12 protein-coding genes are annotated in these 13,346 nt (G+C 58.4%); 3 read left to right on the top strand and 9 right to left on the bottom strand.

Features of this window, described 5'->3' with window-relative positions:
- Positions 1-44 precede the first annotated feature (44 nt).
- The gene (fumA, locus tag CVE23_RS04690; RefSeq protein ID WP_038661804.1) at positions 45-1,688 is read right to left on the bottom strand and encodes a class I fumarate hydratase FumA; all 1,644 of its coding nucleotides are present in this window, start codon (positions 1,686-1,688) and stop codon (positions 45-47) included.
- A gap of 434 nt (positions 1,689-2,122) precedes the next feature.
- The gene (locus CVE23_RS04695; protein ID WP_100848998.1) at positions 2,123-2,989 is read right to left on the bottom strand and encodes a LysR family transcriptional regulator; all 867 of its coding nucleotides are present in this window, start codon (positions 2,987-2,989) and stop codon (positions 2,123-2,125) included.
- 106 nt (positions 2,990-3,095) lie between these two features.
- Here CVE23_RS04695 and CVE23_RS04700 point away from each other — a divergent pair, with 106 nt between their 5' ends.
- On the top strand, positions 3,096-3,560 hold the full coding sequence (locus tag CVE23_RS04700; protein WP_100848999.1) for a multidrug/biocide efflux PACE transporter: 465 nt from the start codon (positions 3,096-3,098) through the stop codon (positions 3,558-3,560).
- A gap of 56 nt (positions 3,561-3,616) precedes the next feature.
- Here the strand turns inward: CVE23_RS04700 and CVE23_RS04705 are convergent, their stop codons facing one another.
- Positions 3,617-4,291: a DNA-3-methyladenine glycosylase family protein gene (locus tag CVE23_RS04705; RefSeq protein WP_049853632.1), complete on the bottom strand. Its 675-nt coding sequence runs from the start codon at positions 4,289-4,291 to the stop codon at positions 3,617-3,619.
- A 477-nt stretch (positions 4,292-4,768) separates the two neighbouring features.
- Here CVE23_RS04705 and alkB point away from each other — a divergent pair, with 477 nt between their 5' ends.
- The gene (gene alkB, locus CVE23_RS04710; protein ID WP_100849000.1) at positions 4,769-5,422 is read left to right on the top strand and encodes a DNA oxidative demethylase AlkB; all 654 of its coding nucleotides are present in this window, start codon (positions 4,769-4,771) and stop codon (positions 5,420-5,422) included.
- Positions 5,423-5,453: 31 nt separating this feature from the next.
- On the opposite strand, the gene CVE23_RS04715 is transcribed toward alkB, so the two are convergent.
- The 6 genes from CVE23_RS04715 to CVE23_RS04740 form a co-directional block, all read right to left on the bottom strand.
- The gene (locus CVE23_RS04715; protein ID WP_100849001.1) at positions 5,454-7,016 is read right to left on the bottom strand and encodes an FAD-dependent oxidoreductase; all 1,563 of its coding nucleotides are present in this window, start codon (positions 7,014-7,016) and stop codon (positions 5,454-5,456) included.
- 98 nt (positions 7,017-7,114) lie between these two features.
- Positions 7,115-7,465, bottom strand: a complete 351-nt coding sequence (locus CVE23_RS04720) for an FMN-binding protein (protein WP_038917977.1) — start codon at positions 7,463-7,465, stop codon at positions 7,115-7,117.
- A gap of 60 nt (positions 7,466-7,525) precedes the next feature.
- Complete coding sequence (locus tag CVE23_RS04725; protein WP_100849002.1) at positions 7,526-8,905, bottom strand: MFS transporter; 1,380 nt, start codon at positions 8,903-8,905, stop codon at positions 7,526-7,528.
- A gap of 2 nt (positions 8,906-8,907) precedes the next feature.
- Positions 8,908-9,864 carry a cytochrome c nitrite reductase subunit NrfD gene (nrfD, locus tag CVE23_RS04730; protein WP_038917980.1) on the bottom strand — a complete coding sequence of 319 codons (957 nt, stop codon included), beginning with the start codon at positions 9,862-9,864 and terminating at the stop codon, positions 8,908-8,910.
- Positions 9,857-10,552, bottom strand: coding sequence for a 4Fe-4S dicluster domain-containing protein (locus tag CVE23_RS04735; RefSeq protein WP_038661775.1), 696 nt, complete (start codon positions 10,550-10,552; stop codon positions 9,857-9,859). The genes nrfD and CVE23_RS04735 overlap by 8 nt, the downstream gene beginning before the upstream one ends.
- A gap of 559 nt (positions 10,553-11,111) precedes the next feature.
- Positions 11,112-12,086 carry an alpha/beta hydrolase gene (locus tag CVE23_RS04740; protein WP_049853637.1) on the bottom strand — a complete coding sequence of 325 codons (975 nt, stop codon included), beginning with the start codon at positions 12,084-12,086 and terminating at the stop codon, positions 11,112-11,114.
- 174 nt (positions 12,087-12,260) lie between these two features.
- Between CVE23_RS04740 and CVE23_RS04745 the strand changes: the two genes are divergently transcribed.
- The gene (locus tag CVE23_RS04745) at positions 12,261-13,208 is read left to right on the top strand and encodes a LysR family transcriptional regulator (RefSeq protein ID WP_100849003.1); all 948 of its coding nucleotides are present in this window, start codon (positions 12,261-12,263) and stop codon (positions 13,206-13,208) included.
- Positions 13,209-13,346 lie beyond the last annotated feature (138 nt).

The following is a 13,346-nucleotide window of genomic DNA, read 5'->3' on the forward strand; positions in this document are numbered from 1 at the left end:
AACCCCGGCATGCGCCGGGGTTTGAAGGACAAGCTAACGGATAATCAACCGCAGCGGGTGCATTTCTGCGACTGGATCACCTGGAAGAAGTCGTTGCCTTTGTCATCCACCAGAATGAAGGCCGGGAAGTCTTCCACTTCGATTTTCCAGATAGCTTCCATACCCAGTTCCGGGTATTCCACGCACTCCAGGCTCTTGATGCTGTTTTGCGCCAGAATCGCCGCCGGGCCGCCGATGCTGCCGAGGTAGAAACCGCCGTGTTTATTACAGGCGTCGGTCACCTGCTGGCTGCGGTTGCCCTTGGCCAGCATGATCATGCTGCCGCCGTGGGATTGCAGCAGATCAACGTAGGAGTCCATGCGGCCGGCGGTGGTGGGGCCGAGCGAACCGGAGGCATAGCCTTCCGGCGTTTTGGCTGGCCCGGCGTAATAGATCGGGTGATCTTTCACGTATTGCGGCAGTTCGCCGCCGTTGTCCAGCAGCTCTTTCAGCTTGGCGTGCGCAATGTCGCGCGCCACGATGATGGTGCCGTTGAGCGACAGGCGGGTGGACACCGGGTACTGCGACAGCGTCTTGAGAATGTCGGCCATCGGACGATTCAGGTCGATGCGCACCACTTCGCCTTCGCCGGCCTGACGCAGGTGGTCCGGAATGTATTTGCCGGGGTTGGTTTCCAACTGCTCCAGCCAGATACCCTGACGGTTGATCTTGGCTTTGATGTTGCGGTCCGCCGAGCAGGACACGCCCATGCCGACCGGGCAGGAGGCGCCATGACGCGGCAGGCGAATCACGCGCACATCGTGGGCGAAGTATTTGCCGCCGAACTGGGCGCCGAGCCCCAGATTACGGGCTTCTTCCAGCAGTTCCTGTTCCAGCGCCACATCGCGGAACGCCTGACCGTGCTCGTTGCCTTCGGTCGGCAGTTCGTCATAGTAGCGGGTGGAGGCCAGTTTGACGGTTTTCAGGTTGGTTTCCGCCGACGTGCCGCCGATGACGAAGGCAATGTGGTACGGCGGGCAGGCCGCGGTACCCAGCGTACGCATTTTTTCCACCAGGTAGTTTGTCAGCTTGCCCGGCGAGAGCAGCGCTTTGGTTTCCTGATACAGATAGGTCTTGTTGGCGGAACCGCCGCCTTTGGTGACGAACAGGAATTTGTACTCATCGCCTTCGGTGCTGTAGAGGTCGATCTGCGCCGGCAGGTTGGTGCCGGTGTTGACCTCTTGGTACATGTCCAGCGCCGCGTTCTGGGAGTAACGCAGGTTGTCTTCGATAAAGGTGTTGTACACCCCGCGCGACAGCGCTTCGGCGTCGTTGCCGCCGGTCCATACGCGCTGGCCTTTCTTGCCGACGATAATGGCGGTGCCGGTGTCCTGACAGGTAGGCAGGATGCCTTTGGCGGCGATTTCGGAGTTACGCAGGAATTGCAGGGCGACATAACGGTCGTTTTCGCTGGCTTCCGGGTCGAGCAGGATATCGGCGACCTGTTGCTGGTGGGAAGGGCGCAGCAGGAAAGAGGCATCGTGGAATGCCTGCTGGGCCAACAGCGTCAGCCCCTGCGGGTCGACTTTGAGAATATCCTGGCCTTCAAACTGGCTAACGGAAACAAAATCGCTGCTGATTAAGCGATATTCGGTTTTATCCTTCGCTAATGGAAACGGATCTTGGTAATAGAACGGTTTATTCGACATATTCTTCTCACTTGCAGCCGCATAATTGAGTGATTCATCGGGTCTTATTTTCCGTCTAGGGCTTTTGTGCCGGTCTTATTGTTGTGTCAATCGCCTCGGGCACGACGACAAAAGCAATAAACGTCGGGTGATATTCCTTAACTTGCGCCAGTACCGCGCCCCTTGAGGGATACCGCCTCACATACTATGGCTTTATGACAGGGAGTACCACGCCAACAAGTCACATTATTTTTATCTCTGTCATGTTTTCGTTGAAAATATATCTCAGACCGAAACGTGACGAGGTTGCCGGCAAAAATGACCGCTGGGCGCGCCATATTAAGTCATTTATTTAAATTAATTAAGTGCGGCGTGCGATAACGCAATATCCATTAAATAAATAAGGTTTATTGATTACCCAATTGAATAGGGCATCAGGCCTTACGAGCAGATATTCATTCACGCTGTTCCAGCAGGGTATCGATCAGCCACAGGCCGGCCGGGCCGGGTGGAAAAGGGCGCGACCAGGCGATGTCCACCTCAATTTTCCGCGGCCAGCCGGGCAGCGCCAGTTCCACCAGCCGGTTGCGCGCGTACTCGTTCACCAGCCAGCGCGGCAGGATACTCCAGCCAAACCCCTGTTCCGCCATTTCCAGCAGCATCAGGTACGACGGCGTCGACCAGGTAGCGCCTTCGGACTGCGGCCGCTCCCGCTGGCTGTAGGTGTGAAGGCACAACTGACGCGCCGTGGCGAGCTGTTCCTGCGTCACCGGCGCGTGCTGCGCCAACGGGTGGCTGTGGGCCGCGTAGATCGCCATTTCGGTTGTCACCTGTAGCCGGGATACCGCAATGTCGATGGGGTAATGCGCCTGCGCCTGCAACACGCCGACATGGGCGCGCTGCGACTGCAGCAGGTCCACGACGTCCTCGTCTTCCGCAATCAGGCACTCGAACTCCACATCAGGAAAACGCTCGGCGAAACGCTGCAATACCGGGTAGTAGTGGCGGCACTGCCAGGTGTCCGACAGCACAAAGGTCAGCCGCGGCTCCACCTTGTCCGCCAGCCGGATCGCCAGTTCGTCCAGCGCTTCGCTGGCGGACAAAATCGCTTTGACGTGGCTGAGTACCTTGCGCCCTTCATCGGTCAGCACCGGCTGATGACCGCGCCTGTCGAACAGCGTCAGGCCCAGATCCGCCTCCAGATTCGCCACCGCGGTACTGACGGTGGACTGGCTTTTTTGCAGATGACGGGCCGCCGCGGAAAAAGAACCGGTATTCACGGTGGCCATAAACGCCAGCAGGGATTCAGGAGAATAACGCATCGCCGACTCTATCGCTTTTTTAGATGGAAACTAATTTAACACTATTGGTTATTTCGATGAGAATGGCAACCCGCAATCGCAGTCATGCAGGCCGAAGGAGAAAAACATGCAACAGCAAGTCCAGCGCAGCGCGCGCCATGAACACAAAACACTCCGTGAGCGGATGGCGCATGCCGTCGGTTTCGAGGTGATGGCGTTACTGATTTGCGCCCCGATCGGCGCCTGGGTACTCGGGCGCTCGATCCTGCAGGTTGGCGCGCTGTCGATAATGCTGTCCAGCGTGGCGATGGTCTGGAACGTGGCGTACAACAGCCTGTTTGATCGCCTATGGCCGGTCAGCCGAATCAGACGCGGCCTGTGGGTGCGTATGGGGCACGCGCTGGGTTTCGAAGGCGGCTTTATCCTTATTGGCTTGCCGCTGGCGGCGTGGATGCTGGATATCACCCTGTGGCAGGCGCTGATGGTGGAGATTGGTTTCTTCCTGTTCTTCCTGCCGTATACCATGGCCTACAACTGGCTGTACGATCTGCTGCGCGAGCGGCTGTTGGCGACCGCGGTACAAGGGCGCTAGCCGCACGGCAAAGGAGAGAGGCGGCGTCGTCTCTCTCCTGGCATTGGCCGTTTGCGTTACTGACGCAGCGACGCCCGGTATTCGGCGTAATCCGGCATATGGGGAATACGCCACAGATACCAGGCGGCCAGCGTGCGGTAAGGGCGGCAGGGTTCGCTCATCTCCAGCATCGCTTTGCGCGTCGGGTCCTGCGACAGGCGGTACAGATAACGAAACCCCTGTTTGATGCCGAGATCGTCCACCGGCATGATGTCCATCCGCTCCAGCGTGGAGATCAGCAGCATTTCCACCGTCCAGCGGCCGATGCCTTTCAGCGTGCAAAGCCGCTCGATCAAGGTTTCGTCATCCAGATGTTCCGCCTCCGCCCGCCCTGGCACCAGCCCGCTCAGTACCCCTTGGGCAATCCCTTTGACCGTGTCGATTTTGCGGGCGGAAAAGCCGCACTGGCGCAAGACCTCCGGTTCGCATGCCGTCAGTTGCCCGGCGGAGGGAAAGCCGCCTTCACCGACCTCGAAGCGCAACTGCAATTTACCGATGATGGCCGCGGCGGCGCGGTTGCTGAGTTGCTGGCTGGCGACCGCCCGAATCAGCGCGTCGTAAGGTTCCCGCGCCGGGCGGCTTTCAAAACGAATATGCCCGACGCCGTCGATCAGCCGCGCCCAGTGCGCGTCAATGGCGGCAAGATGGGCGAGAGCCTGGGGTTCGTCGAACGGGAGCGGCGATGGCGTCATCCGGTGGCATCCTTATTTTTGAGGCTGTTGACAAACAGCCGTGTTGTTTTGTCACAGACGAATTTGTGCCAGAACAGTGGAAAGTTTCGTGCGTGATAACGTCCGCTGTTCCTTTGCAACATTATCGCACGCCCGACAAGGAGAGGTTCAACGCCACCTCTCCTTGACCACTGGCTGATGGCTAAACTGTGCCGCTGCGCGGTACCTTCGGCGCTCGACTTCGCTGTTCGGACCGCCCGTGACGTGTTCCCAACACGGCACGAGCTTTCGCCGCGTCCATGCGGCTCACCCGGCGAAGTCGCTCACCTCAGCACAGTTTTTGACGCCGTAAAAACCTATTGCCTGTAAATAAAAAGGTTTTTCAGCAATATGTTTTGTTCTATTCCGGGAAATTATCGTGTCGCCTAAAACAAGGCGGGCAACTTGTTCATGGACCGCGTACACTAAATAATACTGGTTATTTAGACAGAGGTCTGCATGAATTTCGAACTGTTTGCCGATGAGCCGCCGGAGCGCCGGAATGAAACGCTGGCGCCCGGCGCGATGCTGCTGCGCGGCTTCGCCTGGCAACAGGCCGGAGCATTGCTGGCCGCGCTGGAACAGGTGACGAAGCAGTCGCCGTTTCGTCACATGGTGACGCCGGGCGGGCATACCATGTCGGTGGCGATGAGTAACTGCGGGCCGCTGGGCTGGGTGAGCGACGAGCGGGGGTATCGCTACAGCGCTCAGGATCCGCTGACCGGCCGGCCGTGGCCCGCTATGCCGGCCTGTTTTTGGCAACTGTCGCAGGCGGCGGCCAGCGCCGCCGGGTATCACGATTTTGCGCCGGATGCCTGCCTGATCAACCGGTACACGGTGGGCGCTAAACTGTCGCTGCATCAGGACAGGGACGAACAGGACCTGCGCCAGCCGATCGTCTCCGTCTCGCTGGGGTTAAGCGCGGTGTTTCTGTTTGGCGGGGAAAAACGCGGCGATCCGTGTCAGCGGCTGGCGCTGATGCATGGCGATGTGGTGGTGTGGGGCGGTCCTTCGCGGCTGCATTACCATGCCATTTTACCGCTCAGGAACGGCCCGTTGCCGACGGGAATGTCGGATGAGGTTCGCTTCAATCTCACCTTTCGGAAAGTGTGAAAGTCCCCCACGCCGTGGGGGACGAAAGGCATTACTTTTTGGTGAAGTGGAGGTAATCGAGAGCGTTTTCTGCCGCCATGCGACCTGAGTTGAGCGCAAAGCCAAAGGTGCCGCCGCCCAGCAGCAGGTCGTAGGTGTCGCCGTACATACCCGCCGCATCGTTACCGGTGACGTACAGTCCCGGCACCGCATTGCCTGCCGGCGATATCGCTTCCATCTTCTCGTTGATCTTCACGCCGCCCAGCGTGCCGAGCGCGGCCGGCAGCATTTTCACCGCGTAGAACGGACCGGTCTTCATCGGGCGCAGGTAATCCATGTTCTTGTTGAACACCTCGTCCCGTTTCTGTGCGGCGAAGCGGTTGTTTTCGTCAACGGTATGTTTCAACACGCTGGCGTCGACGCCCATCTGTTTCGCCAGCTCGTCCAGCGTTGCGGCCTTGAACACAAAGCCCCGGTTTTTCTGGCTCTCTTTGGTGAACTCGTCATCGAATTTCACCAGTTTGGTGTTGGCGATCACCCATTCGCCGATCGGCACGTCGATGCCGTCGTTGACGAAGTGCTTGCGGGCGTCTTCATCAAACACCGAATACATCACCCCGCCGGCTTTGGCCAGCGCGTTGCCGGCGTGCGGCCAGATAATGACGATGGATTCGTCGGTGAAACGGCGGCCGTGTTTATCCACCCACAGATAAGGCTGACGGGCGGCGGCCAGCAATTGGGAGTTGGGCGCATAGTCCGGCAGGCCAGGACGGTAGGACTGTACTACGCCCATCCCTTCTTCTTTGGCCCCGGCTTTCCACGCCATTTTGATGCCGTCGCCGTCTTTGCCGATGTTGCCCACCATGATGGTGTCCGGCACCGCCACGTATTTCTGCAGCATCTCTTTGTTGTTGGCGTAGCCGCCGGTGGCGATGATTACCGCTTTGGCGTCGATCTGGAATGGTTTGCCGTCGCTGCCTTCGGCGATCACCCCGGCGACTTTGCCGTCCTTCATCACCAGATCTTTACCGGCGGTTTTCACCAGCGTGGTGACCGGCATGGTTTTGAACTGTTCATGGAAGGTTTTGATCAGGTGGCGACCGTGGCCGGGGCCGTCGATCACGTGCCAGGTCAACATCCCGCCCGGCCCGCCGGGGCCGATGTATTCAAACTTGATGCCTTTGGATTTGACCCACTCGATGGTGTCGGCGGAGCGGTTGACGAAGGCGCGCACCACAAACGGGTTCGCCATCCAGTGGCTGTATTCCATGATGGTTTTGAACGCCATGTCCGGCGTCACCACGATGCCCTGACGTTTCTGCATGGCGCTGTTGGCGGCGAAAATGCCCTCGGCAAAGTTGCCGGTGCCGCCGACCACGCCCTGTTTTTCCAGCAACACTACGCTGGCGCCTTTCTCTGCCGCCGCCATGGTGGCGGCGGTGCCGGCCGCTCCCGCGCCGATGATCACCACGTCAGCGCTTTTGGGGATCGCCGCCGGTTTGGCCGGTTCCGCGTTGGCGGCGGGTTGCGGCGCTGCCTGCTCCGCATTGGCGGAGGCCATCCCCAGCATCGACAGGCACAGGGCGGCAAGGATTGTTCTTCGGTATTGAGCCATCTTGTTTTCCTTTTATTGTTCTCACAAATATTGCTTTCACAAATATCGTTCTCACGAAATAACACATGGCAAACCGGGCAGCGCCCGGCCGTCATGAATCAGTGCTGGCGGGCTTTTTCGTACGCCTCCTGCGCGGCGTCGTGCACGGCGCCGCTGGTCATGGTGGCGCCGGAAACGCCATCGACATTGATGGTCTTTTTCTCGGTCATGGTTTTCGCCAGCTCTTTGGCCGCCTCGCCGCCCACTTCCGGCGTTTCCGACGGGGCGTCGATGCTGGCTTTGTTGACCGTACCGCTCGCGTCCACGTCCAGGGTGACGGTCACGTCGCCGCCGATGCCCTGCTTGGTTGAGGAGTAAGAGCCGGCTTTAAATTGACCGCTTTCCGCCACGGCGGTGGTACTGGCGGCGCAAAGCAGGCTGATGAGTAATGTGATTGAACTTCTCTTCATACGTGATTTCACTCTGTTGATTAACGACATGTTGATTAATGAAAAAACCGGGCCGCCCGCTCAGGAAGAGGGCGACAGCAATACGTTTCCGTCCTCATGGCCGAGATGGCGAAACAGCAGGCAGCTCAGCGCCAGCCCGACCCCAAGCAGCGCGAACAGCAGGCTGAACGGGCTGATGTGCAGCCACGGCGACAGGCGCGATAGCGCCCGCAGCGCCGGAAAGGTCAGCGCCATGCTCAGCATCACCGCCAGCAGTTGGCTCAGCAGCAGGATGTTGTTGCCGCTGTTGCAGGCGTCGTTTTCCAGATGGCAGCAGGCGAGCGTGCTTTCCGCCGAGTGCAGCAGCGCCGTCAGTACGCCGAGCAGGCCGGACAGCGCGCCGATGCACGGCAGCGACCGCTGCTGGATGGCGGCGCCGAGCGCCAGCACCGCGATCGCCGCCAGCAGCGTGGCGGCGATCAGCAACTGGCGATAACCAGCACGGCGCACCAGCGGTTCAAACAGCAGCTTGGCGAGCAGGGCGCCGGCGGAAAACAGCAGCATGATGATCCCGGCGGTCGCCGGCGTCAGACCCAGCGTGGTCTGGGTCACCAGCGAAATCAGCACCGGTATCGACGCCAGCAGCAGCCGGGTCAGCACGCCGCCCCACACGCCGACATAGAAGGTGCGAATGCCGAACAGCGAGGCGGGCAGCAGCGCTTCGCGCGCATGGCGATCGCCGCGCAGATACAGCCAGCCGCAGCCGCAGCCCGCCAGCGCAATCAGCGTCAACGCCGGCAGCGGCAGCAGATTTTTGGGGGCGGCGACCAGCAGTAATGTGAACAGCGACAGCGCGGCGGTCAGCAGCAGCAGGCTACGTAGCGGAATACGGCGCGACGACGGCGTGACGCCATCCGGAATGGCGTATCCGGTCAGCCACAGGCACAACAGCGACAGCGGGATCGGCGCGAGGAAAATAGCGCGCCAACCGAAGGCATCAGTCAGCAGGCTGCCCGCCAGCGGACCGGTCAGGGTGCCAAGCAGGCCGAGCAGCGTCATGCGGTTAAGAAAAGGCAGTTTTTGCTCGGGCGTAGTGGCGCGTAGCGCCTGAGTGCGGAGCACCGGCAGCAGCAACGCCCCGCCGGCGCCTTGCAGGCAGCGGCAGAGCGCCAGTGCGGCGGCCGATGTGGCCTGGCTGCACAACAGCGCGCCGGCGATGAACGTCAGCAGCGCCAGCTGGCAGGTGCGCCGTTCTCCCAGCCGCTGGCTCAGCCAGCTGTTGAGCGGGGTGAACGCCACCACGGCGATGAGGTAAGCCATCACGACCGGCTCCATGCGCAGTACCGGTTGGTGCAGCGTGCGCGCTATCGCCGGAATGGCGATATACAGCATGGTGGTATCCAGCGATTGCATGAAGAACGCCACCGACGCCAGCCAGAACAGCGCGCGTGAGCCGGCCATGATCAGGCTACCGTCATCTGTCCGGCGTACAGCACGAACAGTCGCAGTAAAAATACGCCGAGCAGGCTTAGTGTGGCCGTGGTCAGCGTCAGTCGGCCGCCGGCGTGACGCCATGCCGGCACGGCGCCGGCCGCCATCGGAGCGAGAATGCCGGCTCCCAGAATCCCCAGCCAGAACACCGCGCCCCAGAAGCCGCTCAACGCCGCCTGCGCCGCTACGGTTTTCTGTCCGCCGCCCAGCAGCAGGCCGATGAAAAAGGCGAACAGCAAACACAGTTCGATGATCGCCACCGGTTTTTCCAACTGGTGCAAAAAGTGCAGCGTTTGCGGGCAGGCGTCGCGCCAACGCGACGATGACGCCACCAACAGCATCACGGCGATGCCGGAGGTCACGCCGGATACCAGAAACAGCACCGGCAGCAGCGGGTTGTTCAGCAGTGGGAACGACTTCAGCGCCGAGAGCAGAAAGCCGGTATAACAGCCCAGCAGCAGCGCCAGCGCCAGCAGCAGATTTTCCAGCAGGCGGATACGGCGCACGAGGACGTTCAGCAGGCTGGCGAACTTCTGATGCAGGCCAGCGGACAGGCGGTTTTCGCACCCGCCCAGCAATGGCTGGCGATACAGCGCGAACAGCCACAGCAGCATCACCAGCAAATACACCTGAAACAGCATGACACCCAGCGACATGATGGAAGTCGGGTTGTAGAACAGCAGCAGATACCAGAAGGTCAGCGGCCGGGCCAGATGGAAAATCAGAATCAGCAATCCCAGCATGACCGACAGCGGCGCCACGATAGCGGTGGCGACGACCAGCGGATTGGCGTGATGGTATTCCTGCGGCACATAGCGGCGAAACAGCAGGGTGAGCGTCATCATTCCGGATGAGATCCCCACCAGCAGCAGGTACACCGCAATCGGCCAGTCCCACACCAGCGAGTGAAAGTGAAAAGCGTCATGCATGGTCGCTCTCTCCGTATTTACCGGGGATGCGGTAGAGGTTGGGGCCGGTGCCCAGATAGACTTTGCTGCGGTAGATCGGATTGTTTTTGATCATTTTCGAGATCTCGCTATCCGGATCGTTGAGATCGCCGAACACCAGCGCTTTGGTCGGGCAGATCTCGACGCAGGCCGGTCTTTTGCCTGCCGCCAGATTGGTTTCCCGGCAGAAGTTGCACTTATCCGCGGTGTGGGTCTGTGGATTGATGAAACGCACGTGGTACGGGCAGGCGGCGATACAGTAGCGGCAGCCGACGCAACGCTTGTCGTTGACATCGACAATGCCGGTCAGCGCGTCCTTGAACGACGCGCCGGTCGGGCAGACCGATACGCAGGGCGGGTTATCGCAGTGCTGGCAGGACTGGCGGAAGAACTGTTTGATCGGTTTACTGCTGTCGGTGGCGGGGATATCGACGGTTTGCAGAATGTCCAGCCGGGTGACGCCCTCCGGCACCTGATTGGTTTTACGGCAGGCGGTCATGCAGGCTTTGCAGCCGATACAGCGTAGCTCGTTATGCAGTATGCCGTATTTGACGGGACGCGGGCCGGTGGGCGTTACCGTTTCCTGCGCGACCGCCGGCAAACCGCTGCCGGAAACAGCCAGCGCGCTGCCCATGATGGCAATAAAACGGCGTCGGGTGTAATTTTCCATAAAATAACCTTTCAGAGGTAGACATCTGGTCTGGCGCAACCGATATCTGCTCAGCAATAAATCAATTTTTTATTTTCTTACTCATCTGTATTCAGTGAGCGCGATAAATAACGACAAAGCCCATGTGTCGGGAAATAAAACATGTTGGTGCGAATAATTGGAACATGCGTACCTGGCGGGATATGTGGCACGCTTCACATTTAATTTTTTGTATATCCGGATAAAAATAATTGCAAAATACGATAACTGGCGTGGTGATGTTATTATTGTCTTATTTTTTATTCTTGCTGTTATTTTATTGTTTCACGTTGTTATTGAAATGTCTTTTTTGACTTGCGCAAGGAAAGTCTATTTTGGTGGGAATAAATAAAAATGATTTGGCGCAAGAATTAACATTTTCGGCAAATTATTTTTGCCGAAACATAAAAGTGCAAAAAATAAAAACGCCTCCAGCGAGGCGTTTCAGATGGCTGGCAAATTCTTTAAATACAATACGAAGGTTTTTTCCAGCGTTAAAAACTGTGCTCGGCTGTCTGTTAGCAGCCATGACCATCAGCCATTATGGTTTCAAATGACTATCCAGGAACTGGATCACTTTCTGCATGATCTCTGGCTGCAGCCAGTAAACGCCGCCATGCTCGGCGCCTTTCACCACGTAGTAGGTGCTGTCGATGCCGTGGGCTATCAGCGCCCGGTGCAGGATTTCGGTCTGACGCGGTGAAACCAGCGTATCGGCGCTGCCGTGCATGATCAAAAACGGCGGGGTATGCTGGCCGATGTAGGTGATGGGGTTGGCGGCGGCGGTTTTCTCCGGGAAGCGGGTAATCGGACCGCCCTCATTGAACACCGAGGTGCCGTTGACCCAGATAGCTTCGGTGGAGGACGGCGAGGCGTGTTTCTGCACCACCTCGTCCGGGAAACCTTCGCCGACGCGGGTCAGGTCCGACAGGCCGTAGAAATCGATCACCGCCTGTACCTGGCTGCTCTGGTCGAGGTGTTCGCCGCGGTCAAACTGCTTGTTGCCGTTGGTGGTGCCGGCAAACGCCGCCAGATAGCCGCCGGCGGAAGCGCCGAATACCGCCACGTGCGAGGCATCGATGCCGAATTTATTCGCGTTGGCGCGCAGATAGCGAATGGCGGATTTGACGTCTTCCAGCGGCGCCGGGAACAGCACGGTCGGCGCCACGCGGTACTCCATACTGGCGACCACGTAGCCGGCTTCCGCCAGCTTCAGCCGCTGCTGGATGTAGCTGTCTTTATTGGCGTTGATGAAGCCGCCACCGGTGATGAACAGTACGGCGGGCTGTGGTGATTTCGCTTCCGGCTGCAGGATGTCCATTTTCAAGGCCACATTGGCATAACCGCGCATCGGCACCTGGGAGTAAACCACGTCGGAAATCAGTTTAACCACTGGCTGACGGGGCGTCAGGGTTAATTCATGAATGTTGTCTGCGGCCATGGCGCTTGTCACCTGCGCGGCTCCGGTAATGGTAACAGCGGACAACAATATCATTTTTAGCGGGAGGGTACGCATGGAATATTCCTTAGGATTATTATGTAACTGATGCTTGTCTTATCAATACAGGAAGGAAAAAATCAGGATGCAGGCTATCACGTCTGGGATTAATGCAAATGTGCTTAATCTCACATTAGTATTTTCGTAATTTAATATAATTAATATTCGTTAAGGTTATAAATAAATATAATCATGATAAGTATAAAGCGAGCACTTTATTACCATGAGCTGGTGCGCAAAGGGAGTTTTACCCGCGCAGCCAAATCACTCAATATCTCACAGGCGTTTCTTTCCCAGGAAATATCCCGGCTGGAACAGGAACTGGAAAGGAAACTGATTAATCGCACCACCCGGCAATTCGCGCTGACGCCATTCGGCGAAGCGTTTGATGACAAAATCAAACCGCTGATCCGGGAATATTATGACGTCGAACAATTTGTGCAGTCGTACGAAGATAGTCAGGACGGTGCCCTAATGGTGGGGGTGATTCCGATTTTCAACCGGCTGAAATATTACGATGTCTTCACGCTGTTTCAGAAACAGCACCCGAATATCGAGCTGTCTTTTATCGACGGCGTCAGCAGCGACCTGCTGGAAAAGGTGAGAAACGCCGAGATCCACGTGTCGCTCTCTACGCCGTTTGACGACTATCTGCAGGACCCGTTGTTCAGCCATACCATTTTTCTGGATGACAATCTGGTGGCGGTGATGGCGACCGACCATCCGCTGGCGGCTCAACCGAGCCTGACGCTCCATCAACTGGCGCAGGAGCGGCCGATCGTGCCGCAGAAAGGCACCGGCGAGCATGCGGCGGTGTCGACGGCGTTCAGCCGCGCCGGGCTGGAAGATACCTGCTTTCGGGAATGCAGCAATCTCGACATCATTATGGATCTGGTGATGCATCACGGCGGGGTGGTGTTTCTGTGCACCTCGGTGGCGAGCAGCCTGAAGGGCTACGATATCGTGATTCGTCCGGTGGCGACGCCGATCACCCGCACGTTTGCGGTGAGTTATCTTAAACGCAGCGCCGGCATTCCGATGGTGCGCCGCTTTCTGGATTTTATGGAACGGCATCATCCGATGTTGCGTGATCCAACGTTGCGTGATCCGGTGTCGCGTGATCCGATGCCGCGTGGATAACGGCTTATGGAAAAGGAAAACAGCGATCGGGCGACAACAATCGCCCGATAACAGCCTGCTGGCCGTGCGGGCCAGAGCGACGGCCGGTTTATGCATCATTTCTCTATCCTGACTCAGCCTAATAACCTGGGGAAGTAA

This window comes from Dickeya fangzhongdai, assembly GCF_002812485.1.
In the GTDB taxonomy this organism is placed as follows: Bacteria; Pseudomonadota; Gammaproteobacteria; order Enterobacterales; family Enterobacteriaceae; genus Dickeya; species Dickeya fangzhongdai.

Excerpts from the sequence above, each read along its gene's own strand:
- CVE23_RS04725 (WP_100849002.1), bottom strand. The coding sequence starts at position 8,905 with ATGGCCGGCTCACGCGCGCTGTTCTGGCTGGCGTCGGTGGCGTTCTTC.
- alkB (WP_100849000.1), top strand. The coding sequence starts at position 4,769 with ATGAATTTCGAACTGTTTGCCGATGAGCCGCCGGAGCGCCGGAATGAA.
- CVE23_RS04695 (WP_100848998.1), bottom strand. The coding sequence starts at position 2,989 with ATGCGTTATTCTCCTGAATCCCTGCTGGCGTTTATGGCCACCGTGAAT.
- CVE23_RS04715 (WP_100849001.1), bottom strand. The coding sequence starts at position 7,016 with ATGGCTCAATACCGAAGAACAATCCTTGCCGCCCTGTGCCTGTCGATG.
- CVE23_RS04700 (WP_100848999.1), top strand. The coding sequence starts at position 3,096 with ATGCAACAGCAAGTCCAGCGCAGCGCGCGCCATGAACACAAAACACTC.
- CVE23_RS04705 (WP_049853632.1), bottom strand. The coding sequence starts at position 4,291 with ATGACGCCATCGCCGCTCCCGTTCGACGAACCCCAGGCTCTCGCCCAT.
- CVE23_RS04720 (WP_038917977.1), bottom strand. The coding sequence starts at position 7,465 with ATGAAGAGAAGTTCAATCACATTACTCATCAGCCTGCTTTGCGCCGCC.
- CVE23_RS04745 (WP_100849003.1), top strand. The coding sequence starts at position 12,261 with ATGATAAGTATAAAGCGAGCACTTTATTACCATGAGCTGGTGCGCAAA.
- fumA (WP_038661804.1), bottom strand. The coding sequence starts at position 1,688 with ATGTCGAATAAACCGTTCTATTACCAAGATCCGTTTCCATTAGCGAAG.
- CVE23_RS04740 (WP_049853637.1), bottom strand. The coding sequence starts at position 12,086 with ATGCGTACCCTCCCGCTAAAAATGATATTGTTGTCCGCTGTTACCATT.
- nrfD (WP_038917980.1), bottom strand. The coding sequence starts at position 9,864 with ATGCATGACGCTTTTCACTTTCACTCGCTGGTGTGGGACTGGCCGATT.
- CVE23_RS04735 (WP_038661775.1), bottom strand. The coding sequence starts at position 10,552 with ATGGAAAATTACACCCGACGCCGTTTTATTGCCATCATGGGCAGCGCG.